Source organism: Parvularcula bermudensis HTCC2503, from assembly GCF_000152825.2.
In the GTDB taxonomy this organism is placed as follows: Bacteria; Pseudomonadota; Alphaproteobacteria; order Caulobacterales; family Parvularculaceae; genus Parvularcula; species Parvularcula bermudensis.
The window spans coordinates 550,133-572,737 of record NC_014414.1 but is presented as its reverse complement, the minus strand read 5'-3'; the positions used below and the strand labels follow the sequence as shown (position 1 = coordinate 572,737).

The window sequence follows — 22,605 nt, the reverse complement described above, 5'->3', positions numbered from 1 at the left end:
GTCTGGCCGCCGAGTCAGCCCGCCGATGCGACCGTTCTGATACGAGCGATCATGCTGGCAAGGCCATTGGACCTTTGCGAGGTAATATGGGCCTCGAGGTCCAGTTCACCCAGGGCGGCTTTTGGGTCGATCGCTGCGATGTCCGCCGCGCTCTTTCCCTTATAAAGGCTCAAAAGGATGGCGATCAGCCCTTTGACAATGGCTGCATCACTGTCCCCCCGGATGCGCAGGTGGCCCGCTTCTCCGGTATCGAAGACCAGCCATACTTGGCTGGCACAACCGCGAACGCGCGTGTCTTCCGACCGCTCCTCCTCGGCCAGCGGGGGCAATTGTCGACCAAGATCGATGATGTAGCGATAGCGCTCGTCCCAATCCTCAAGGAACGCCATGTCATCTTTGATCGCCTCGAAATCCGGTAAGTCTGACATGCTACTGACGTAAGCCCTTTTTGCTGTCTCGCTACTGGGCAGCTTGGATGTCGGCGCCCGCCGTGTACCCGTCGAGTTGCCGCTGCCACAGCTCCGCATAAAGGCCTGCCTGTTCAAGCAGGCTGTCATGGGTTCCCGTCTCGACGATCGCCCCCTCTTTCAGCACGACGATCAGGTCGGCGTCGATAATGGTCGACAAGCGATGGGCGATGACCAGGGTGGTCCGATTGTGTTCGATCCGCTTCAAGGCCCCGAGAATACTCTGCTCCGTTGCTGAATCGAGGGCGGAGGTGGCCTCATCGAGAATGAGGATAGGCGGGTTCTTCAGGATTGTCCGCGCGATCGCGACGCGCTGCTTTTCACCACCGGAGAGTTTGAGGCCCCGCTCCCCCACCATGGTTTGGTACCCCTTGGGCAGCCCGATGATGAAGTCGTGGATTTGCGCCAGGCGGGCGGCTTCCTCGATATCTTCGTGGCTGGCGTTCGGTCGTCCGTAGGCGATATTATATCCGATCGTATCATTAAATAAGACCGTATCTTGCGGAACGACACCGATGGAGTGCCGCAGCGAGGTTTGCGTCACCATCGTAATGGGCTGGTCGTCGATCCTGATCTCGCCATCTGTTGCCTCATAGAAGCGATAAAGGAGCCGCGCGAGCGTCGATTTTCCCGCCCCTGACGGACCAACAACCGCAACCTTCTTGCCTGCCTCTACTGTCAGATCGACGCCTTTGAGGACCTCCCTCTCGCGATCATAGGCGAAGTGGACATTGTCGAAGACCAATGTCCCGCCCGTCACGACGAGGGGCTGGGCGGTCGGGGCGTCATCGATTTCAGGGCGCAGTTTGAGGAGGCCGAACATGCGCTCCATATCGATCAGGGCTTGTTTGATCTCCCGATAGGCAAAGCCGAGGATGTTCAGCGGTTGATACAGCTGCATCATGATCAGGCTGACACCCGTGATTTCCCCAATGCCGTAGATTCCGTTGGCAACGCCGCGCGCGATGACGAAAACCGCCGAGACAAGCCCCAGATTGATGATCAGTGCCTGACCGATATTCACCACAGCCAGAGAATTCTGTGATTTGACGGCCGCATCCTGATAATCCGTCAGCGCCTCATCGTACCGACCGCTCTCATACCGCTCGGCGGTGAAGTACTTCACGGTCTCGTAATTCAGGAGAGCGTCGACGGCGCGGGTGTTGGCCAGCTGATCCTTTTCGTTCATCTGACGACGGAATTTGAGACGCCATTCGGTGGAGGTTGCCGTAAAATAGAAATAAAGGACGACGGTCACCACCACGATGATCACCAAGGACCAGCTATAGCGAAGGCCGAAGGCGATACTGACGATCAGCAATTGAACAAGGGTGGGGCCGATATTGAAGAGAAGAAATCGGAACAGGAAATCGATCGATCGGATGCCCCGCTCGATCACCCGGCTCAATCCGCCGGTACGGCGCTCAAGGTGGAAGCGTAAGGACAGCGAGTGGAGGTGATCGAAGACCGTGACCGCCACTTCACGCTGGGCGGTTTGGCTGACAACCGAGAAAAGGAATTCCCGCATTTGCGGCAAGGCCGCCGACAGCAGGCGAAAGATCCCATAGCCGAGAATAAAGCCGCCTATGGCCGCTGTCAGCCCTAAGGCTTCGTCTTGTTCGGCCAGACGGTTGATCCCCATGGCGAGCAAGAGAGGCGCGGCCACTGTGATCATCTGTCCCGTCAAAATGACGATCACGGCGCCAATAATGCGGGGGCGGAAACCGGGCCGGTCCTTTCGCCACAGATAGGGAAACAAGGTCGCGATGGACCCTAATTGCTCCCGCAGACTGGACTCAGCGTGGGGCGCCTCGGCGCTATTACTCAAACGTGGGGACATAGGAACGACCTAGGCGGGAGCGAAAACACCGTTTCGATACGCTGCGGCGATCATCGCGACGGCCCTTTGCCGGACGGCAAAGTCTTATTGCGGGCGGCCCCACTCTCTACAGCTTCAAGACTTCTTTTAGCAGGGCGGGAGGCGTTGTGAAACGGACGCTTTCCTTGCGGCCGATGGCCGGGGTCGACCGCAACCACCGATCGTTGAGGGCATTGTCGATGAGGAACGCGGCCAAATCGGCATGGCGGGTGCGGAAAACCCCCTTGGGCAGTGCCTTGTCAAAGACCCGGAAATCCCCCGTTGCCGGCTCATTGAGCAGCCAGCCGGGACGAACGGCACACCAGTCGATCCCCTCACTTGCTCTCAGCACCCGTTCCATATCGGCCATTTGCGAAAAGATGGGGCGCAGCGCGCGATAGGCCGAGTGCCGGAACCAGGTCGGCATCTCGGTATGCGGATCGACAAAGGCGGCGCTGATGACCACCAGCCGCCGCTGTTCCCGCTGCCTCATGGCTTCGATGATCCGCAATGTCCCCTCTGTATAGAGGGGGGGAGGCGCGATGGCCGTCTGTGGGCTGAAAGCGAGGCCAAGGCAGGAGATGATCGCGTCACTGCCGTCAATGGCGGGGTCGAGGGGGTCTGAAAGAACGTCGGCGGTAAAAGTGGTGACGCCGGTCAATGACGGCGCGCGGGCAGGCCACGCCCGCTCCACCGCGCGGACGGTATAGCCCCGCGTGACCGCTTCTTTGACGACTTGGGTGCCGGTGGCGCCGGCGGCGCCGAAAACCGTGATCGTGGTCATAGGGTCCGCTCTCCGCTTCACACTCGTTCTTTTAATATGGGCTCGGGAAGGGGGGCGTCGAGCGGCCATGGGGATAAGAGGGCTGGAATTGCCGGGCCGGGGCGACCCATTGATCCCTTGGCGAGGCACAGAGGGGGGGCAGAGGGGGGGGATGGTAGCGGAGGGCGGATTTGAACCGCCGACCTCAGGGTTATGAATCCTGCGCTCTCACCAACTGAGCTACTCCGCCACAGCCGCCGCTCATGCCGAATAGAGGGCCCCTCTGTCAATCGTCGTCAAGGGCCCAGAGGCGCTCAGAGGCACCGGGGGAGGGGCCATTGAAAGGCCTCTCTCGCGTTACATTCCGAGACATAACACGACGCGGAGGCCATAGCGTAGCGACATGAGGATCCTACGTCATCAATGTCGCGACGGGGCGCCACCCCCCCCTGTCTTCCCTGACGGCGTCCCGTTCGCGGCCAATGAAAGGATAGGATCATGACCACGTTGAAAGTTTCCCTTGCCGGGACGATTGCTGTCACGGCCTTCGCCGCCGCCTTCGCCAGTGCTCAACCGCCTATGGAGCGAGGCGGCATGGCGCCGATGGCGCGCGCCGATGTCGAAACCCGCCTCGAAGAACGGTTCGCCGATCTGGATCAGAACAGCGACGGTTACCTCGAAGCCAGCGAAGCGGCGGCCCCCGCGCGGGACCGGTATGCCGGGATGAAAAAGAGAATGGCCAAAGGCCGCGAGGCGATGAGTTTCGAGGCCCTCGATACCAACGACAATCAGGTCGTCACACCGACTGAATTCGCGGCGCCGGCGCTTGCCTCCTTCGATCGTCTGGACCGGAACGGGAACGGCGTCATCGATGAGGAGGAGCGTCCGCAAAAAGGCGGGATGCAGCGCGGGCAGGCGGCCATGGCCGACGGGGCCAGCCGTGAGGATGTCGTCGCCCTAGCCGAAGCGCGATTTCAGACCCTCGATGCCGACCAGAACGGGACCTTGACGGAAGCCGAGCTGACGGAGGCGCGGGCCGCTACAAAGGAGCAAATGGCCGCCCGTCGCGACATGATGGTCGACCGCGCCGAGGACGCGTTTGACCAGGGCGATACTGATGGAGATGGCCGGATTTCCCTTGAGGAGTTCAAAACCACTGGCCTTGAACGGTTCGATCGCCATGACGCGAATAGCGATGGCGTGATCTCCCCCGATGAGCGTCGCGCCGCCTCTATGCAGCGCCGTGGCTGAGGGCTGAGGTCCTTCTTGTAAACGATGGTTGGGCGGTCCCTTTTAAGTAAGGGCCGCCCTTTTCTTATCGCCTCCCCTCAACGCCGCTTGAGCGAGGACGCATGAGTGGAGGCGGCGCATGGGACTTTGGGGGGATGACACCTATTGCGCGAGGGCGCGGTGGACATCGACCCGCGCCCGGCGCGCGGCCAGTTGGGCTGAGACGGCCTGGTCCGCCGTGTCGAGGGCGGTGCGCTGACTGTCGATAAAGCTGAGCAGGCTGTCCGCCCCCGCGCGATAGCGCGCCTCGGCGAGGGAGAGGCTGCGATTGGCGGCCTCCTCGGCTTCGCTCAACACAGCCTCCCGTTTGAGGGCGGCAGCAATTGGGCAAGGGCGGAATCGGTTTCGGTAAGGGCGTTCAGAACGGTGTTTTCATACGCCATTTTCGCCGCGCCCGCCGCCTTGCCGGTGGCATCGACCTCGGCGAGCAATTGCGGGAAGGAAAAGACATTCCAGTTCAGCCGGGGACCATAGCTAAAGCCAAAGCTCTCTTGGTCATAAAGGGCCTCGGGCTCAAAGGCGGTCTGGCTGACGCTGCCGCTGAAGGTCAGTTGCGGGAACAACTCGGCTTGGGCCACGCCGATCTGGTAGAGCGCTTGGGCGTATTGCGCCTCTGCGCTGGCGATGTCGGGCCGCTGGCGAATGACGACGGCAGGATTGGGGATGCCGAGGGTCGGGGTCATGTCGGGCACATCAATAGTGCCGGAGTCACCGGAGAATTCAGGGAATAGCCCGACCAATTCAGGTACTGTGACGCCGCAGAGCAGCGCCAGGGCAGAGAGGGCGTCGGCCCGGGCGGCGGTCAATTGGACAAGCGCGGCCTCGGTCAGTCGCGCTTGGGTCAATTGTCGGTCATAGTCGAAGCGCGGGCTCGCCCCCAGATTGACGAGTTCCTGCGTCAGGCGCAGCGCCTCCTCCTGAAGACCGAGATTTTGTTGCGCCACGGCCCGACGGCGATCCGCCTCCAGCCAGTTGAAATAAGCCTGCGCGGTACCGGCATGCACAACGCGCATGACATCTTCATAGAGGGCCAATCGCTCGGCGGCTCCAGCCCTGGCGATATCCCGCTGACGGCGGATCCGGCCAAAGACATCGAGCTCCCACTGCAAGTCGGCACTCAGGGTATAGACGTCCGTTTCCTGGCGTTGGCCGCCCTGCCCTTGCATGAACTCATTCGTGCGAGAATAGGATTCAGAGCCGCTCCCTTGGGGGAGGAGTGCCCGCCGGGCCCGGCTCAGCCGAGCCTCCGCCTCTTCGACGCGGTAAAGGGCGGCGCCGATATCCCGGTTATTATTATCGGCGAGCACCACAAGACGATTAAGACGATCGTCGTCGAAAGCCGCCTGCCACCATGGCGCGATCTTTGCTGGTGCGTCGGATGTATAGGCGGAATCATCGCCGTAGTAGAATTCACCCTGCCAGCTCTCGGCGGGGGCGGTGGACAGGTCGGGTCCGACGCTCGCGCATGCCGGGAGGAACAGAAAAATGATCGCGCCGAGTTTCTTCATGTGTGTTAACACCTAATTAACGAGGGCCCTTCCGCTAGTGACATTGTAACGGGGTTAGTATCTGTCATGAACCAAGAAGTTCTTACAGCCGAGTCCAAAAATCCCGGCGCCCCTATTCGCTGGCGGATTTTTCTCATTGGCGTCGCCGTTCTTGCCGTTGGCTATCTCTCGGTATCCGTTGTTCCCGCTCTATTGGGCCGCGACGAAACGGCGGGGGAAACGCCTCCGCCGCCCTTGGTCGAGGTCGTCCGGGCCGAGGCGGAGGACCGGACCTTCACGGTGACGGAGGAAGGATTCCTACAGCCGGCGATGGAAGTCGATCTGGTAGCCGAGGTCTCCGGCAAGATCGTCTATGTCAGCGAGAAGCTCGCCGTGGGCGGCCGCTTTGCCGAGGGCGAGGTATTGCTGCGGATTCAGGATGAAATCTACGCCGCAGAGGTCGAACGGGCGGAGGCGAATCTGGCCAGTGCCCGGGCGAATGCGGCACAGGCGACGGCCGAGCTGACCCGGCAAAAGGAATTGTCGAGCATCGGGGCCTCCGCCCAGGCCCAACTCGAACAGGTCAGGGCCAGCGCCCTTTCCGCTGAGGCGGCAGTCAGCCAGGCGCGCGCAGGCCTGCGGGTGGCGCGGGAAAACCTGGCGGATACTGAGTTGAGGGCTCCCTTCGATGCGGTGGTCTCCCGGGAACAGGTCTCAATTGGCCAATATGTGTCGCCGCAAACGGTGCTCGCCCAATTGATCAGCAGTGGAGAGGCTGAAATTCTCGTCGGGATCTCTCCCGACGATGCCGCAGCGGTGGCTCGCGCCTATACCCATAGCGGGGGGCGCCTTGAAGCGAGGGTTCAGCCGGCGCAGGGAAGCGCCCTGCAAGATCGTTTGACGGGGCGGGTGCTGGAAGTCGGCACGTCGATCGATCCGCAAACCCGAACCGTCGATGTCGTGGTCATGGTGCCGGATGCCTTTTCCGCCGCTCGGCAGGGGCAAGTCTTCGCGCGGGACTTTGTCGCCGTGGCCTTGCCCGCCCGCTCTCCTGACCCGCTCTATTCGGCGCCGAGTGCCGCCCTGAGGCGGCAGAGTTACATTTGGCGGATCAATGATGACCAACGCCTGCACCGGGTGGCCGTTCGACCTGTCTCCATCGCTGCGGACCGGGTGATCTTTGCGTCGGACGAAAATCTTGGAGGCGTTCCTGTGCTGACGACCGCCCTGACCGAGGAGGCCGAAGGGATGGAGGTGCGGATCAAGAATGAGGCGCCGCAAGGCGGGGATCCCACGGCGTGGCTCAATCAACGCCCCACCGGCGAGGCTTATCGCGTCGCCGAAATAGTGCCGAGCGAGCGTGGGGTGAGAATGGGACCCGGTGAGGCGGTGCGTCCGTGAGGAGCCTCATTGCCTTTTTCATCAACAATCGGGTCGCCGCGAACATGCTGGCGATCTTTCTGGTCTTGGTGGGCTATTTCGCCAGTACAACGCTGGTGGTGCGTTTGTTTCCGGATATCAATCTGTATTCGGTCAATATCACGGTGCCCTATCCCGGTGCGACGCCCGAGGAGGTGGAAGAAGCGATCGTCGAACCGATCGAAGAACGGATTTCGGGCCTTGAAGGGGTTCGAAAATATAGCGCCGTCGCGGCGGAGAACGTCGCGAATATCGTTGTCGAGCTTTACGAGAGTGAAGACGTCAATGAACTGACCAACGATATCCGAACCGAGGTCAGTCAGATAACGGTGTTCCCCGAGGAAGCCGAGGAGCCGCAGATAGGCGAGCTCGAATCGTCGGAGTTGATTGCCCAGGTCGTGCTCAGCGGTCCGGTCGATACCGTGACCTTGAAGAAAACAGCCCAAACGCTCCGTAACCGTATTGCCGGCCGCGAAGGGGTCAGCCGGGTCGATGTCGTGGGCGTGCCCGAATACCTTATTGAGATCGAAGTCAGTGAACCGCGAATGCAGGCCCTTGGTCTGTCTCTCCCGCAACTTGCCGATACTATCGGTAGAGAGAGCCTCGACCTATCCGGCGGTGAAATCGAAGGGCTTAATCGACGAACGCTCGTGCGGACCCTTGGGGAAAACGAGATCGGCGAGGAGTTTCGCGAGGTCGTTGTGGCGAGCACGGCGGCGGGCAGTCCTATCCGTCTTGGCGCCATCGCCGACATCAATGACGGTCTTGCCGATTCGCCCTTAGAGACCAATTACGACGAACGACCGGCTGTGGTGGTCAATGTCTATCGCGTCGGGGCGGAAAAGGTGTTCTCCCTCATCGAAGCGGTTCGAGAGGAAGTCGAGCGGCTACAGCCCGACCTGCCCCCCGCCGTCGAGACGGTCATCTGGCGGGATCAGAGCCTTGACCTGCAAAGCCGGATCGACCTTTTGGTCCGTAATGCGATCATCGGGCTGATCCTTGTCACCGCGATCCTGCTTTTGTTCCTGGATGTCCGCATCGCTTTTTGGGTGGCGGTCGGTGTGGGGATCAGTTTCGCCGGCTCGTTGATCTTGATGGCGCTATTCGGCATTTCCATCAACCAGCTCACCCTGTTTGGGTTTATTCTCGCCATCGGCATCGTGGTGGATGATGCCATTGTCGTGGGGGAGAATATCTATACGACCCTCGAAGAAGGGGAGCATAAAGGCGCCCGCGCTGCACTGGTCGGGGCGTATCGGGTGGCGCGCCCGGTCCTGTTTGCCATCTCAACCACGATCTGCGCGTTTCTGCCTCTATTGTTCTTGCCCGGACAATTCGGCCAGTTTCTCGGGGCCATTGCTGCGGTGGTGATCTTCGTTCTGCTGCTCTCGCTGACGGAGAGTTTCTTCATCTTGCCGCAGCATGTTTCGCATATCGATGGATCGCCGCCGCCGCGCATCTCGGTGCGCCGCTTTACCGATCCGCTTAAGGATTGGACGACCAAACGCCTGGACCGTTTCAGTACCGAACGCCTGGGCCCAGCCATTACCTGGTGCGTCAAATTTCCCCTCACGACACTGATGATTGCCTTCGGTGCCTTGTTCGCAACCTTTACCTTGATGTCGACCAGTATCGTGAAATTCGATTTCTTCCCTGAGGTTGAGGGAAATTACGTGACCGCCACCGTGGTACTGGCGGAAAGTGCGTCCGATGCCGAAACCCGGCGCGCGACACGCCAGATCGTCGATGCTGTGGCGGCGGCCAGTGAAAAGATCGCGGGGCCGCTCAAGACGGACCCGGAGGATATTGTCGAGGGGACGTTGTGGAGCATCGGACAGGCCGTTGGCGACGAGGCCCCGGGGGCTGTCGCCGCTTCGGGCGGTCCGGCCGCCAATGCGGGCTATGCGATCGTCAAAATTCAGGATGCCGCTGTTCGGAAATTCAAGGCGGTTGATTTCGAGCAGGCCTGGCGGGAGGCCACGGGGGATCTGCCGGGGGCGCAGGAGCTGACATTCTCTTCCGACCTCGTTGGCGGCGGGGCCGATGTGACCTTGGAACTGACAGGCCCCAACGAAGAAAACGTCCGTGCAGCCCTCGGTCGGTTGCGGGAGGAGGTGGTGAAACTCCCCGGTACCTATGCGGTGCGAGATGACCGATTCCGCACGACCGAGGAATTCCAGATCCGGCTCTTGCCCACAGGTCGCTCCCTCGGTCTCACCAATGCCGATGTCGCAAGCCAGGTTCGGGCGGCCTATTTCGGGGCCGAAGCGGTAAGGGTTCAGCGCGATCGCGAAGAGGTGGAGGTGCGGGTCCGCTATAGTGAGGCGGAGCGTCAAACTGTCGAAACCATCCGCAATCAACGCATTCGCGTGGCGGATGGCTATGTCCCGTTGAGCCAGGTGGCCACTGTCGAAGTCGGCGAGGCGCCATCGGTCATCAATCGCGAAAACGGGGCCCGGGTTTATACGCTGCGCGCCGATGTCGATCTCAACATTTCGACCGGCGGGGCGATCACCAGTGCCGTCTTTCAGCGCATTTGGCCCGAAATCCAGGAAGACTATCCCAATGTGTCCATCGGATATGGCGGGGACCAAGAGGAAGAGGCGCGCAGCATGTCCGCCCTGGGGCGGAACTTCTTGATTGCGATGTTCGCGATTTATACCCTTTTGGCCTTAAGTTTCGGCTCCTACACCCAGCCATTAATCGTGCTGGTGCTGATCCCCTTCGGCTTGATCGGCGCGTTGTGGGGGCATGCGCTATTGGGAATCAACCTCACTCTTCTCTCGCTATTCGGGATTATCGGCCTGTCGGGGGTGATCATCAACGATGCGCTGCTGATGGTCGATTATATCAATGAGGCGCTCGAAAAAGGGGTGGAGCGGGGCAAGGCCATCGTCGACTCGGCTGTTGGCCGGTTCCGCCCGATTATTTTGACCTCCGTGACCACTTTTCTCGGTGTCACCCCGATTATCAGCGAGCAAAGCGTCCAGGCCGCTTTCCTTGTCCCCACCGCGGTATCCCTGGGCTTTGGGATCCTGTTTGGGACCTTCATCCTGATGTTGGTGGTGCCCGCCGCCGCCAGCCTCCACGGCATTGCCCACGATAATGCGCGGTGGCTCAAGACGAAGGGGGGAGAGGCGGTAAGGCGGACCGTCCATAAGGTGCGGGGGAAAGAGAAGACGGATCTGTCTCGTTTACGGTAGCCGGGCAGCCGCGCGACGACGCCCACTTGACGGATTGGCGCCCATCCTCGAACCCCTTTCCGATCGGCTGATGCGCCGTTGCCGTCGCTCCTGCGCCCCCTCGCCTGGGGGCGACGATACGCGCTTTTCGGTCACGACTTCTCGCCGACGATCGCCGTCGGCCGACCGCAATAGAATGAGGATTAGGAATGATAGACCATTCAGTTCACGCTCATCCGTCCAAAGATGACTTGCCCCGCGAGAAGCAACTCGCCTGGAAAATGGCGGAGGTTGCAGCAGACCCGGTGGAGGTCGAAGAAGAAGTCACCGAGATGATCATCAACAGGATCATCGACAATGCCTCCGTGGCAATTGCCTCCCTCAATCGCGGTCCCATCAAAACCGCCCGGGCCCAGGCCGTGGCCCATCGGCTGAGTGGGGGCGCGACCCTCTTTGGGGTCGGCGGCGATCTGCGCGTCGGCGCCGAATGGGCGGCGTGGGCGAATGGCACCGCCGTTCGGGAACTCGATTTCCACGATACGTTCCTGGCCGCCGATTACTCCCACCCCGGGGATAATATTCCGCCTGTTCTGGCCGTGGCCCAGCAAACCGGCCGGGGCGGAAAAGACCTCATTCGCGGTATTGCCACTGGCTATGAAATCCAGGTCAATCTTGTGAAGGGGATCTGCCTGCACGAACACAAAATCGACCACATCGCCCATATCGGCCCCTCGGCCTCGGCAGCGATCGGGACCCTTCTCGAGCTCGATAAGGAAACGATCTACCAGTCGATCCAGCAAGGGCTTCACTGTACTGTCACCACACGGCAATCCCGCAAGGGCGAGATCTCCTCGTGGAAGGCGTTCGCCCCCGCCTATGCGGGCAAGACCGCCATTGAGGCGGTGGATCGCTGTATGCGTGGCGAAGGGGCGCCCTCACCGATTTATGAGGGCGAAGATTCGGTGATCTCCTTCATCCTCAACGGGCGGACGGCCCGCGACCAGGGCAAGAGCCCCTATGAGCCGACCTATGTGGTCCCGCTCCCCGGAGCGGGGGAGGCCAAGCGCGCGATTCTGGACACGTATACGAAAGAACATTCAGCCGAATATCAGTCCCAGGCCTTGATCGACCTGGCCTTCAAAATGGGCCGCGAAATCGAAGCCAAGGGCGGTTTCGACAAGGTGAAGTCCATCGTTCTGCATACCTCTCACCATACCCATTATGTCATTGGGACCGGGTCGGGCGATCCGCAAAAGATGGACCCCAAGGCCTCGCGCGAGACGCTGGACCACTCGATCATGTATATCTTCGCCGTCGCCTTGCAGGACGGGGAATGGCACCATGTTCGCTCCTATGCGCCCGAGCGGGCCCAGCGTGAGGATACGGTGCGCCTGTGGCACAAAATTTCGACGACGGAGGATCCCGAGTGGACCCGCCGCTATCACAGCCACGATCCGAGCGAAAAAGCCTTCGGTGCCCGCGTGGTGGTGACGATGGAGGACGGCACGGTGCTCGAGGATGAGAAGGCCGTCGCGAACGCGCACCCGCTGGGGGAACGGCCGTTCAAGCGCGAGCACTATATCCAGAAATTCAAAACCTTGACCGGCGATATTCTGGATGCGGCGGAATCGGCACGCTTCCTCGATCTTGTGCAGCGTCTGCCCGAACTGGGACCGGAAGAGATCCTGGCTCTGAACCCCGTGGCCCCGGCCGGGTATCTTGAAGAAAATCTCGCCACCGGCATTTTCTAAGGCGCGTCGTGCCGTAAAACCTGCCCTGCGCCACATGCGGTGCGGGGCCAAAGCCCAAAGGGCGCTCTTGATGGGGCGCCCTTTGTCGTTTCACGGTCATGTTGCCGCCGTTTGGGAGCCGGTAAACTTTTCGCTAGATGATAGCGATCTGACCGATAGCCCATTCAACAGGAGGCGCCCCCATGCTGTTCACATCGAAAACCCCTCAACAAAAGCGCCTGGCCTTCCGTCACATGTTGGATGACGGCAAATTGCATCAAGTGCCGGGGGCGTTCTCTCCCTATGTGGCGAGGATGATCGAAGATAAGGGCTATGAGGCGGTTTATATCGGCGGGGCCATGCTGACCGCCGATCTGTGTTTGCCGGATATCGGTCTTGCGACCTTGTCGGAGTTTGCCGATCGCGGTGAGCAGATCGCGCGGGTGACGGACCTTCCTGCCTTTATCGATGTCGATACCGGGTTCGGTGAACCGATGAGTGCGGCCAGAACCGTCCGTATGCTCGAAGAAAAGGGGCTCGCCGGCTGCCATATCGAAGATCAGGTCATGCCGAAAAGATGCGGCCATCTGGACGGCAAAGAGATCGTCGATACGGAGGTGATGATCCAGCGGGTTCGCGCCGCGGTCGATGCCAAGCGGGATCCCAATTTCTGCGTCATCGCGCGGTCCGATTCCCGTGCTATTGAAGGTCTGGATAAGGCGATTGACCGCATGAAGGCCTATGTCGATGCCGGGGCGGATATGATCTTTCCCGAGGCGATGAAGGACGAGGCCGAGTTCGAAGCCGTACGCAAGGCAATCGATGTGCCGATCCTCGCCAATATGACCGAGTTCGGAAAATCACGGTTGCTTACCCGTAAGGAGCTTGAGGATCTCGGCTTCAATATCGTCATCTATCCCGTCACGACATTCCGTCTGGCAATGGGCGAGGTGGAACGGGGGCTCGACCATATTTTGGCCGCTGGTGATCAATCGGAGATCCTCGATCGGATGCAGCACCGTAAGGTTTTGTATCAATATCTTCGGTATGAAGAGTATAATCGTTTTGATCAGGATTTGTTCAATTTCGAGGTCGGTGACACGCCCACCAAATGATCGGGGCACGCCTCACCCTCCTGGTCAACGCGTTCTTTGCGGGCTCTAGAAAGGCCGGTATGCGATGACCAAAACCGCGCTGATCCTGTCGGGGGGCGGCGCACGGGGCGCCTATCAGGTGGGCGTCCTCAAGGCGTTGGCGAGTGCTGTGCCGAAGGGGACGATGCCCTTTTCGGTGATCAGCGGTGTGTCGGTTGGGGCGCTCGCGGCGGTGATGTTGGGAAGTGCCCCCCATGATTTTCGTGAGGGCGTCGCCCGGTTGGAGAGCGTTTGGCGTCAGCTCCACTCCGACGATGTCTTCGTCACCGACAATTCACTTGTTCGTGGACGCATCTTTGAATGGATGCGTGCGGCATTGCCGGGTATCGGAAAGGCGACGGCGCCCGCGTCGCTCCTCGATAACTCGCCATTATGGGATCTGGTACGGCGTCACGCCGATTTCGACACGATCAACGAGATTGGCGCGGGGGAGGGGGGGCTCGATGCCCTGGCGGTCACGGCGTCCTCCTATCGTTCGGGTCGGGCGGTGACCTTTTTCGCCGGCCGCCCTTCCTATGCCGACTGGTCTCGGGCCCGTCGCATGGGGGTCAGGACCCGCTTTGGCCCTGAACACGTCCTGGCCTCTGCCGCATTGCCGCTGATCTTTCCCTCAGTCGCTGTGGGGGAGCGGTATTTCGGTGACGGTGCCTTACGCAACAGCTTTCCGCTTTCCCCCGCCATTCGTCTTGGGGCGGATCGCTTGGTCGTGATCGGCGCCCGAGACAAAAAGACCGACGCCGAGGAAGGGGCGATGACCGAGCCTTCGGTAGGATATCTCGCCGGCCAAATGCTCGACATCCTGTTCAACGATAATCTGGAGGCGGATGTCGAAATCGCGGAACGCTTCAATAGATCTTACAGGTCATTGCCGGCGCATCGTAAGGCCCAATCCTCTATCCGCCCTATCGATATTCTTCCCATCGATCCAAGCATCGATATTCGTCCGATCGCGGGGGACTTTCTCCATGAAATGCCTGGCTCCGCCCGCCTGATGTTGCGTACGATTGGGGGCTTGAAGGCACCCTATATTCTCCCCAGCTATCTACTCTTCGAGCCGGGCTACATCCAAACCCTGATGGATTTGGGGGAGGCTGACGGTTACCGGGCTCTCAATAAGGAGCTTCTTCTTGGAGAGGTGGCGTGCCCGGCGTCTCAAATATAGCGGCGCCGAACCGCCCAATAGCCACTCCGTGGAGGGATCGTCGACCCTGGGGGGCCATGGGCTCGGCTTCCCGTGGCGAGGACGATTTCCCAGGCTTCTGGGTCCTCAGGCTGCCACGTGATGGCATGGTCTCCAAAATTATAGGTGCACAGAGTTTCATCGGGCGCTGTGCCGCGGAGAAAAACGAGCAGGTCTTCATCGGCCGCGCCCTCGATGAACGTCATCCCCCCATCCTGTAGAGCCGGCATGGCGCGCCTTAGGGCCAATGCGCGGCGAAGGAAATTCAGGACGCTCTTTGGGTCGGTCTCCTGGGAGGTGACGGAGAGTTGCGGGTGGCGGTGATCGACGGGCAGCCAGGGCGGGACGGTGGAGAAGCCCGCATCTCTATCTTCCGTCCAGGGAAAAGGGGTTCGTGCGCCATCCCGGCCAAGGGTATGGGGCCAATTGGCGATGGCTTCGGGGTCTTGCAACGCCTCGAAGGGAACATCCGATTGCGGCAGGCCCAGCTCCTCCCCCTGATAGAGAAAAAGGCTGCCCCTTAACGCCAAAAGCAGCAGGAGATTGAGCTTTGCTTGACGTTTAAGGTCGGCGGGCTCGGCACTCCGGGCCCATCGGCTGGCGGATCGTGGGGCGTCGTGGTTGGAAAATGCCCAGGACGGCCAGCTTTCGACCTGGTCGCCCGCCCACGCTTCGATGCACTGCCGAACATGGTCTCCGGTCAGTTTTTCCGCATAGAGAAAATCAAAATTATAGGCCGAATGGATTCGGCCCGGGCTCGTGAAGGTTTGCATCTCGACGAGTGGGGTCGGGCCGAAAACTTCGGCGACCGAAAAGCGGGCGTCATACGCGTCGAGTACCGATCTCAACCGTTCCAGAAATTGCGGAATGGCCGCATCCGATCGATTATAGCGGTGGATCTGCATGTCAAAAGGGCGAGTCACCCATTCAGGGGGCCATTCCGATGGCGGATTGTCCTTCAGCTCCAGGTCGTGCATCGCGAAATTGATGGCGTCGAGGCGAAAGCCATCGACCCCCAGCTCGAGCCAGAACCGTGCGACCTCCAACAGGGCATCCTGCACCTCCGGATTGTGCAGATTGAGGTCCGGCTGCGAGGAAAGAAAATTGTGCATGTAGTATTGTTTGCGGCGGCCTTCCCATTGCCAAGACGGGCCGCCGAACACGGACTGCCAATTGGTGGGCGGCGTCCCGTCGGGCTTGGCATCGGCCCACACATACCAGTCCGCTCTCGGATTGACGCGATTGACGCGGCTCTCGCGAAACCAGGGATGATCTTCCGAGGTGTGGGAATATACCTGATCGATGATGATTTTGAGGTCCCGCTCATGGGCCGCCTCGAGCAGGGCGATGAAATCCTCAAGCGTCCCGAACATTGGGTCGACATCCCGATAGTTCGAGACGTCGTAGCCAAAATCACGCATGGGGGAGGTGAAGAACGGCGATAGCCAGACGGCATCGACGCCGAGGCTCGCGACATAGTCGAGACGGCGGAGGATCCCGGGAAGATCGCCGATGCCATCGCCATTCGTATCGAGGAAACTGCGGGGGTAGATGTGGTAGATGACCCCCCCGCGCCACCAATTTTCCGCCACCGCTGCCATAAGCGTCCCTCCCATCGGCCTCTATCTTGCTGGTCACTGCCGTTGAGGGCTAGATGCCTCTCATAGCAATGGGGTCGTTATGGACATCACGAAAATTGCCGCCGGAAAAGACGTGCCGAAAGATATCAACGTCATTATCGAGGTGCCCCTGGGGGGCGAGCCGATCAAATATGAGATCGACAAGGATTCTGGGGCCATGATGGTCGACCGTTTCCTCTACACCTCGATGCGTTACCCTTGTAATTACGGCTTCGTGCCGCACACTTTGTCGGGCGATGGCGATCCCGTCGACGTGATGTGCCTTGGCCAGCGTCCCCTGGTGCCCGGTGCTGTCCTGCGGGCGCGCCCCATCGGGGTGCTCCTGATGGAAGATGAGGCGGGGGTCGATGAGAAGATCCTGGCGGCGCCGCATCAAAAACTTACGCGGTTTTACGACAATATCGAAACCTACGAAGATGTGCAGCCGATCCTGCTTGAGCGCATCTGGCACTTCTTCGAGCATTACAAAGATTTGGAGCCGAACAAATTCGTGAAAGTGCGCGAATGGCAATCCAAGGAGATGGCGGAGCAGCTTATCTCCCAGGGGCTCGAAAACGCGAAAAAGGGCTGAGCGTAGACGCTCTCCCTCCCCCCTCTGGCCGGGAAAATCCCGTGGCGCCGCCGCGCCACGGGGAAGGGCCGCTCTTAGAGCGGGATCCAGCTTCGTTTGTTCGAGAAGTGCATATAGCCGATATTGACGCCGGTACGGGCGCCGATCCCGGTACGGATCGGGACGATGGTGGTCGTCCCATCGGTCAGGGCCTCGGCCCCGATTCCCCCGATGAAATAGGCTGCGCCCTCACCGCCGGGAAACCGCTGGAACAAATTGGCCGTGGGACCGAGGTCATAGACCAAGGTGAATACTTTTGAGGCATCAGCCCCCAGATCGAACCCAAGGCTTGGGCCGCGCCAATAGATGGGGAGGGGCGGCTGGCCCGGTCGGTAGAGTTGACCCCGGCCATAAGTAACCCCAACCCCCACGGCGCCGCCGATCTCTTCTCCGGCGATATACGCTTGAGGTTGACCCTCATCTTCGAAAATATCGGCAAGGAGTTCGGCCAATTCCGCAGAGCTTTGTCCGAAGAAATTCTCCGCCTCTGACACGACCGTCCCGCGCGCATAGGTCGGATATTGCAGATCCCGCTTGGTTTCGACGCGCTCAACATCATTGGTGGGCGCTGTCTGGCAGGCGACGAGAGCGAGCGGGGCAACCGCCGCGAGGAGGAGACGAGGAAGCATCACCAAAATCCTTAGAAAACAACGAGACTATAACCCCCTTCCGCCGCGAAGGTTCCATTTTGTCGCAGTCCAAAATCGCCTCTCCGGTTTCTCCTTTTTGGGCTGGCCGTCAGCGCCGAACACCTTTTTTGTGCATCTGAGGGGCGCAGAAACGGTGACTGGCGTGCAGTGCACACTGGCCGATTGGCCCGGAGAAGCAGTGACTTGCCGCCCCCGTCGCTTTTGTCATTGTGCGTTGCGTCATTGAGCGGAGCAAAAAGCTCCCCGCACTAGGCGGTGCAAATAAACAATCTATCGTTCGATATAATCCTTATTTTTTAAGGGTCTGTTGAGGTTCTGGATTTTATTTTCGTGAGAAAGTCTCTATTATTTGCAAAACATAATATTACGCGAATGCCGCTAGGAGGAATAATGATTTTCAGTAAACGGAGAGCCTCGACAGTATTGACGGCTTGCCTCGCTTCCGGTTTGGGCGCGTCGCCGAATGCGATTGCGGTCGCCCAACAGGCCGATGACGTGGTCGTGGTCACCGGGACCTTCATTCGCCGCCAGGACCAATCAAACCTTCCCTCCCCGTTGGAGAGCGTGGGCGCCGGCGATATCGAAGATGTCGGCGCCGTCAATGTTTCGGACATCACCGAAACCCTGACGATCAATACCGGCGCCGAAAATAATCCGGACGCCTTTACCCAGAACCAGACCACCGGCACGTCGAGCATCAATTTGCGCGGGCTCGGACTCGCCTCGACCCTCGTTCTGCTCGACGGTCATCGCCAGGTCACGACCGCCGCCCAAAGCAATGATGGGGTGAGCTTTGTCGACACCGCTTCCCTGGTGCCGCTCATTGCAATTGAGCGCATTGAGATCCTCAAGGATGGTGCTTCTGCCCTTTACGGCTCGGACGCTGTGGCCGGCGTGGTCAATTTCATCACGCGCGAAAACTATGACGGCGTCCTCGGGTCGGTGAACTATCTCGCCCATCCGCAAGGCGGCAGCTACGACGAAACCCTGGTGCAGGGGCTCTTCGGCAAGACCTTCGACACCGCCTCTGTGCTGGGCGCGGTGAGCTATACGCGTCGCAACGCGTTGACGACCGAAGAGCGGCGGTTGAGCCGCGTGGGCATGGACGATGTGTCCGTCATCGGTAATCCCGGTGCGTTCCTGGCCGCGCCCCCCACCGATCCTCTGGGGGCTGCGCCGGCGGGGGCGCCCGTGATCGATCCGACGGGCTGTGCGGAAGTTGGCGGCGTGCCGCTCCCGGCGAGCCCGACAGCGCCGCCGCCGTCTTCCGGGATCGGCTTTTGCGGTTTCGACTTCGGTGATTATTATTCTCTCGTCCCTGAGGAAGAAAAGCTGCTCTTCTTCGGCAAGGCGGAATTCGACGTTACCGACACCATCCATTTCCAGGCAGAAGTCGGCTATGCCGACAATGAAGCGACACGGAATAATTCGCCGACCTTCCCCTATCTGTTGACGCCGATCGTGCCGGCTTCCAATCCGTTCAATGTCTTCGCGCAAGACGCGGTTTTCATTGGTCGGGTCCTCGGTAATGGCGGCGAGGCGGCGACGAATGGGTTCGATAGCGAAACCTTCAGGACCTCACTGACCTTGACCGGTGATGCTTTCCGCAACGGCTATTGGGAGATGTCCTATGTCTATGGGCAGAACGAACATGTCCTGATGACCCCCGATGTCATTGCCGACCGGTTCCAGTGTTCTTTGTTCGGATTTGATGCGACGACAGCTGCGCTTTACGGCATCACTTCCTGTGGGGCCGTGGCGACGGATGCGGCGGCGGCCGGGGTGGCGGGGGAGACCTTCAACCCCTTCGCCACAAGCTTTACCGTCGCGCCCAATAGCGACGAGTTGGTCGATTTCCTGATCGGCACTCAGGTGCGCGAAACCAAGTCGGAGCTGAACGTCATCAATGCGCTGGTGTCGACTGATCTGGCGGAATTGGCGGCGGGGCCAGTCTCGATCGCCATCGGCACCCAGTATCGGAAAGAGGAGTTGGAAGGCAATTTCGACGAGATCAGCCTGAATGACGGGTTCGGCTTCTTGATCGGGGAGCAACCTTATAGCGGCACGCAGAACATCCTCGCCGTTTTTGGGGAATTGTCCGTCCCCGTAACCGATATGCTGGACCTGCAATTCGCGCTGCGGTTCGAGGATTATGAGGATATCGGATCGACGACGGACCCCAAGGTGGCGGCGCTGTTCCGGCCCAATGATTGGCTGTCCTTAAGGGCGTCCTACTCGACCTCGTTCCGGGCACCGTCGACGTTCCAGTTGCAAGGTCAGTCCACCAGTCTTGAGCAGGTCAGCGATCCCGCCAATGGGGGCGCGACGGCCTTTGCCGCAGTCCGCACCCTCGGCAATGAAGACCTCAAGCCCGAGGAGTCCGATGCGTTCAATATCGGCTTCTCGCTCAGGCCAGCTTCGGGGCTCGAGCTCGATGTCGACTATTTCAATTTCGACTTTACTGACGTCATCGTGCAGGAAAATCCGCAATCTCTACTGCTGAACGACCCATTGGATCCAGCGATCATTCGCGGACCCGGCGGGAATGTGCAGCAGATCTTCACGGATTTTGTGAATGCCTCCTCGCTCAAGACATCGGGCGTCGATGTATCGGCGAGTTATCCGATCGATATCCGCGAGGGCACGCTGACCCCCACTTTTACCGGGACCTATCTTCTCGAATATGAGCTTGAAGATCCGACATTGCCGGGGGGAAGCGGCACTATTGACGGTGCCGGTCGCCGCAATTTCAACAATTTCGGCACTTCGGCGCCGGAGATTCGGTTCAATGCCGGATTATTGTGGGAAAGCGGTCCCCATGCGGCGAATGTCTTTGCGCGGTATATCGATGAGTATGTCGATGACGAAGATGAATTCGCCGATACGCCGGTCTTGCGCGATATCGACTCCCAGACGCGGGTCGATATTCAGTACAGCCTGCAACTCGGTGAGCTGATGGAGCGCGCGAAGATGACCCGCTTTACCGCTGGTGTGCGCAACCTGTTGGACGAGGAGCCGCCTCAAGTGTTCACCAATGGCGGGTATGACAGCAAGGTGCATGATCCACGGGGGCGGATGCTGTATCTCGCCGTCGACCATGAATTCTAATCCTCAAAGGTTAGGATAGAGGGGTTAGGCGGGCCATCGGGGCCGCCTTTTTCTTGGGCAAGAGGGCGACTTCTTCCCAGCGGGGGCGTAGGGTCTTTGGGCAATGGCGCCAAGGACGCCGTATCGCCAATGCCGTTATCGGCCCTTTTATTCGACTGCGATGGCGTTCTCGTCGATTCCGAAATCGTTGGTCTCGCCGACGCGGCAATGTTCTTGCAGTCCCGCGGCTTCTCCTGGAGCGCCCAAGAGGTGATCACCCGCTTCACCGGCATGCGGTCGGATCTGTTCGTCGCCAATCTGCGGGAGAGCTATGCCGCTATTCTCGGCCGATCGCCGGATGAGGCCGAACTGGCCGATCTGGTCTCAGGATTGCTGGAAACCCGGCGGGCGCAGCTCCACACCATGACGCTGGTCGCGGGGGCGACGATGGCCGTGAGGACCGCAGGAGAGGTCTTTGCCGGTCGCATCGCCGTGGCCTCATCCTCGGGCAAAGCACAGCTTGCGGATAAAATGTCCCGTTTTGGTCTGGCCGGTCATTTCGGGCCCCATATTTATTCGGCCGACGATGTCGAAAGGGGGAAGCCCTATCCCGATATTTTCCTGCATGCCGCAGCGGCGCTGGGTGTAGCCCCCGCGACGACGCTGATTATCGAGGACAGTGTGAACGGTGTGCTGGCAGCACGGCGCGCAGGCGCTGAGGTCTGGGGCTTTGTCGGCGGCGGGCATTGCGCGGCGGACCATGCACAACAGCTCACCGAAAGCGGCGCCAGCCGGATTGTCGCCGACCACGATGATCTGGCGACGCAACTAAGAGAGCTTTCCTGAGCCGACTAATCGTTTTTGTGGAAAACTAGTTCTTACGACGTGTAAGCGAATTGGGTACTGCAACCTTAAGGGGAGATGCCCATCATCCCCGGAGGTAGAAAGAATTTGCCCAGCCTTTCTACCGGCCGACCTCCAGGTTCGGCTCAGTGGTGTTCAGTATCCAGAGTGTGACGTGCTTTCCGACCTTCATGGTCCAAAACTCCCCCTCGCGTCTCAAAATGGATCTGAACACCACTGCCCTCAAGGGGACGGGACATCCGGCCATTGGCGAAGGGCGGCGCGCCGCGCAAAGGAAAGGGTCAACGCCTTGCGTCGGGCGGCGGCAAGCTTTCGCTTGATCGGCGGGCGCAGAATCGCCCCGCCAAACCGGTCCGCCACGATAAGCCCTTCCGCCGACGGCAAGAGGAGGTCTTGCGGGAAGTCTTCAGGCACAGCGAAATAGAACAGGTCGGCATAGTCCCGATATCCCTGCCATTTACTGTCGGCATCGAAATCGGCTTGGCAGGATTTGACCTCAATGATCGCGATCTCTCCCCGTGGCCCGATCGCCATCAGGTCCGCACGTAAGCCATTGGGCAGGCGCATCTCGGTCAGAATGGCGTACCCGCCCTCCATCATCACCCGGGCGGCCCCGCGGGTGACATCTTCGGTCACCTGTGGCCGTAAAGCGGCCAGCGGAGAGCCCCCCTCGTCTTCGGGGCAGGACGGCGCGGTAGGAGAAGGGGCGGCAACCATGACGAGAACAAAACCGAAACATCTCGGCGCTGTCAAGTCGTGCCCTGGCGTTCACCCCTCAATAGAGGCGCCGCTGTCGAGACCCTTTAGCCTTGAAACTTCGGCAGGCGAACGACGAGGCCTTCGAGCTCGGCGTCGAGCTTGATTTGACAACTTAGACGGGAATTTTCGCGACGGTCCGACGCAAAATCCAGCATCGAATCTTCCATGTCATTGGGGGCGCCAACTTTTTCACTGAAGGACGGGTCCACATAAACATGACAGGTGGCGCAGGCGCAGGCGCCGCCACAATCGGCATCGATGCCCGGAACGGAGTTCTTCACGGCGACCTCCATCACGGTGAGCCCATCATCTCCGTCGATTTCGTGTTCTTTACCGTCGTGTTCAATATAGGTGACTTTGACCATGTGCTTCGCCATCGCTCTTTCGAAAGAGTGTCGCCTAAGCGTGTCTCTGGGAAAAAGACAAGACCGCAGCGACTCCCCGTTTGGTCTACTTCTCGCTAGA

At 60.1% G+C, this 22,605-nt stretch carries 18 protein-coding genes and 1 tRNA gene; 9 read left to right on the top strand and 10 right to left on the bottom strand.

All coding sequences use genetic code 11. The annotated features are described in order from the left end of the window. Nucleotides 1-14: 14 nt before the first annotated feature. The 4 genes from PB2503_RS02685 to PB2503_RS02670 form a co-directional block, all read right to left on the bottom strand. Nucleotides 15-428 (bottom strand): SufE family protein, encoded by a 414-nt coding sequence (locus PB2503_RS02685; RefSeq protein ID WP_013299680.1) that lies wholly within the window; start codon nucleotides 426-428, stop codon nucleotides 15-17. Between the two features lie 31 nt (nucleotides 429-459). Next, nucleotides 460-2,307, bottom strand: coding sequence for an ABCB family ABC transporter ATP-binding protein/permease (locus PB2503_RS02680; protein WP_013299679.1), 1,848 nt, complete (start codon nucleotides 2,305-2,307; stop codon nucleotides 460-462). A gap of 106 nt (nucleotides 2,308-2,413) precedes the next feature. Then, entirely contained in the window at nucleotides 2,414-3,109 is a 696-nt protein-coding gene (locus tag PB2503_RS02675) for an NAD(P)-dependent oxidoreductase (protein ID WP_013299678.1), read from the bottom strand. Nucleotides 3,110-3,261: 152 nt separating this feature from the next. Further along, nucleotides 3,262-3,338 (bottom strand) — tRNA-Met (locus tag PB2503_RS02670). A gap of 248 nt (nucleotides 3,339-3,586) precedes the next feature. Between PB2503_RS02670 and PB2503_RS02665 the strand changes: the two genes are divergently transcribed. Beyond that, entirely contained in the window at nucleotides 3,587-4,339 is a 753-nt protein-coding gene (locus tag PB2503_RS02665) for an EF-hand domain-containing protein (RefSeq protein ID WP_013299677.1), read from the top strand. A 141-nt stretch (nucleotides 4,340-4,480) separates the two neighbouring features. Here PB2503_RS02665 and PB2503_RS02660 read toward each other — a convergent pair whose 3' ends face one another. Both PB2503_RS02660 and PB2503_RS02655 read right to left on the bottom strand, forming a co-directional pair. Continuing rightward, nucleotides 4,481-4,672: a hypothetical protein gene (locus tag PB2503_RS02660; protein WP_148235168.1), complete on the bottom strand. Its 192-nt coding sequence runs from the start codon at nucleotides 4,670-4,672 to the stop codon at nucleotides 4,481-4,483. Next, on the bottom strand, nucleotides 4,669-5,886 hold the full coding sequence (locus tag PB2503_RS02655; RefSeq protein WP_013299675.1) for a TolC family protein: 1,218 nt from the start codon (nucleotides 5,884-5,886) through the stop codon (nucleotides 4,669-4,671). Before PB2503_RS02655 ends, PB2503_RS02660 begins: the two co-directional genes overlap by 4 nt. Before the next feature lie 66 nt (nucleotides 5,887-5,952). Here PB2503_RS02655 and PB2503_RS02650 point away from each other — a divergent pair, with 66 nt between their 5' ends. From PB2503_RS02650 to PB2503_RS02630, 5 genes are all read left to right on the top strand, one after another. Continuing rightward, nucleotides 5,953-7,266 (top strand): efflux RND transporter periplasmic adaptor subunit, encoded by a 1,314-nt coding sequence (locus PB2503_RS02650; protein ID WP_013299674.1) that lies wholly within the window; start codon nucleotides 5,953-5,955, stop codon nucleotides 7,264-7,266. After that, nucleotides 7,263-10,487: an efflux RND transporter permease subunit gene (locus PB2503_RS02645; RefSeq protein ID WP_013299673.1), complete on the top strand. Its 3,225-nt coding sequence runs from the start codon at nucleotides 7,263-7,265 to the stop codon at nucleotides 10,485-10,487. The genes PB2503_RS02650 and PB2503_RS02645 overlap by 4 nt, the downstream gene beginning before the upstream one ends. Nucleotides 10,488-10,675: 188 nt before the next feature. Then, complete coding sequence (locus PB2503_RS02640; protein WP_013299672.1) at nucleotides 10,676-12,217, top strand: MmgE/PrpD family protein; 1,542 nt, start codon at nucleotides 10,676-10,678, stop codon at nucleotides 12,215-12,217. A gap of 182 nt (nucleotides 12,218-12,399) precedes the next feature. Further along, complete coding sequence (prpB, locus tag PB2503_RS02635) at nucleotides 12,400-13,311, top strand: methylisocitrate lyase (RefSeq protein WP_013299671.1); 912 nt, start codon at nucleotides 12,400-12,402, stop codon at nucleotides 13,309-13,311. 64 nt (nucleotides 13,312-13,375) lie between these two features. Further along, on the top strand, nucleotides 13,376-14,512 hold the full coding sequence (locus PB2503_RS02630; protein WP_013299670.1) for a patatin-like phospholipase family protein: 1,137 nt from the start codon (nucleotides 13,376-13,378) through the stop codon (nucleotides 14,510-14,512). Here the strand turns inward: PB2503_RS02630 and PB2503_RS02625 are convergent. Continuing rightward, a complete protein-coding gene (locus tag PB2503_RS02625) occupies nucleotides 14,503-16,146 on the bottom strand; it encodes an alpha-amylase family glycosyl hydrolase (protein WP_202944399.1) in 1,644 nt (547 codons plus the stop codon). The two genes, PB2503_RS02630 and PB2503_RS02625, sit on opposite strands and share 10 nt — an antisense overlap. Nucleotides 16,147-16,210: 64 nt before the next feature. Between PB2503_RS02625 and ppa the strand changes: the two genes are divergently transcribed. After that, nucleotides 16,211-16,741 carry an inorganic diphosphatase gene (ppa, locus tag PB2503_RS02620; protein WP_013299668.1) on the top strand — a complete coding sequence of 177 codons (531 nt, stop codon included), beginning with the start codon at nucleotides 16,211-16,213 and terminating at the stop codon, nucleotides 16,739-16,741. A 74-nt stretch (nucleotides 16,742-16,815) separates the two neighbouring features. Here the strand turns inward: ppa and PB2503_RS02615 are convergent, their stop codons facing one another. Further along, complete coding sequence (locus tag PB2503_RS02615; protein WP_013299667.1) at nucleotides 16,816-17,409, bottom strand: EipA family protein; 594 nt, start codon at nucleotides 17,407-17,409, stop codon at nucleotides 16,816-16,818. A 411-nt stretch (nucleotides 17,410-17,820) separates the two neighbouring features. Here PB2503_RS02615 and PB2503_RS02610 point away from each other — a divergent pair, with 411 nt between their 5' ends. Then, nucleotides 17,821-20,538 carry a TonB-dependent receptor plug domain-containing protein gene (locus PB2503_RS02610; RefSeq protein ID WP_013299666.1) on the top strand — a complete coding sequence of 906 codons (2,718 nt, stop codon included), beginning with the start codon at nucleotides 17,821-17,823 and terminating at the stop codon, nucleotides 20,536-20,538. Nucleotides 20,539-20,667: 129 nt separating this feature from the next. Continuing rightward, nucleotides 20,668-21,363 (top strand): HAD family hydrolase, encoded by a 696-nt coding sequence (locus tag PB2503_RS02605; RefSeq protein WP_013299665.1) that lies wholly within the window; start codon nucleotides 20,668-20,670, stop codon nucleotides 21,361-21,363. Between the two features lie 240 nt (nucleotides 21,364-21,603). Here PB2503_RS02605 and PB2503_RS02600 read toward each other — a convergent pair whose 3' ends face one another. Together PB2503_RS02600 and PB2503_RS02595 are read right to left on the bottom strand one after the other, a co-directional pair. After that, entirely contained in the window at nucleotides 21,604-22,134 is a 531-nt protein-coding gene (locus PB2503_RS02600; protein WP_238525801.1) for an MmcB family DNA repair protein, read from the bottom strand. Between the two features lie 50 nt (nucleotides 22,135-22,184). Continuing rightward, nucleotides 22,185-22,505, bottom strand: coding sequence for a 2Fe-2S iron-sulfur cluster-binding protein (locus PB2503_RS02595; RefSeq protein WP_041535185.1), 321 nt, complete (start codon nucleotides 22,503-22,505; stop codon nucleotides 22,185-22,187). Nucleotides 22,506-22,605: the final 100 nt, after the last annotated feature.

Bases quoted from the DNA above. Each gene is read 5' to 3' on its own strand.
- PB2503_RS02685 (WP_013299680.1), bottom strand. From the start codon at position 428: ATGTCAGACTTACCGGATTTCGAGGCGATCAAAGATGACATGGCGTTC.
- PB2503_RS02680 (WP_013299679.1), bottom strand. From the start codon at position 2,307: ATGTCCCCACGTTTGAGTAATAGCGCCGAGGCGCCCCACGCTGAGTCC.
- PB2503_RS02675 (WP_013299678.1), bottom strand. From the start codon at position 3,109: ATGACCACGATCACGGTTTTCGGCGCCGCCGGCGCCACCGGCACCCAA.
- PB2503_RS02665 (WP_013299677.1), top strand. From the start codon at position 3,587: ATGACCACGTTGAAAGTTTCCCTTGCCGGGACGATTGCTGTCACGGCC.
- PB2503_RS02655 (WP_013299675.1), bottom strand. From the start codon at position 5,886: ATGAAGAAACTCGGCGCGATCATTTTTCTGTTCCTCCCGGCATGCGCG.
- PB2503_RS02650 (WP_013299674.1), top strand. From the start codon at position 5,953: ATGAACCAAGAAGTTCTTACAGCCGAGTCCAAAAATCCCGGCGCCCCT.
- PB2503_RS02640 (WP_013299672.1), top strand. From the start codon at position 10,676: ATGATAGACCATTCAGTTCACGCTCATCCGTCCAAAGATGACTTGCCC.
- prpB (WP_013299671.1), top strand. From the start codon at position 12,400: ATGCTGTTCACATCGAAAACCCCTCAACAAAAGCGCCTGGCCTTCCGT.
- PB2503_RS02630 (WP_013299670.1), top strand. From the start codon at position 13,376: ATGACCAAAACCGCGCTGATCCTGTCGGGGGGCGGCGCACGGGGCGCC.
- PB2503_RS02625 (WP_202944399.1), bottom strand. From the start codon at position 16,146: ATGGGAGGGACGCTTATGGCAGCGGTGGCGGAAAATTGGTGGCGCGGG.
- ppa (WP_013299668.1), top strand. From the start codon at position 16,211: ATGGACATCACGAAAATTGCCGCCGGAAAAGACGTGCCGAAAGATATC.
- PB2503_RS02615 (WP_013299667.1), bottom strand. From the start codon at position 17,409: ATGCTTCCTCGTCTCCTCCTCGCGGCGGTTGCCCCGCTCGCTCTCGTC.
- PB2503_RS02610 (WP_013299666.1), top strand. From the start codon at position 17,821: ATGATTTTCAGTAAACGGAGAGCCTCGACAGTATTGACGGCTTGCCTC.
- PB2503_RS02605 (WP_013299665.1), top strand. From the start codon at position 20,668: ATGCCGTTATCGGCCCTTTTATTCGACTGCGATGGCGTTCTCGTCGAT.
- PB2503_RS02595 (WP_041535185.1), bottom strand. From the start codon at position 22,505: ATGGTCAAAGTCACCTATATTGAACACGACGGTAAAGAACACGAAATC.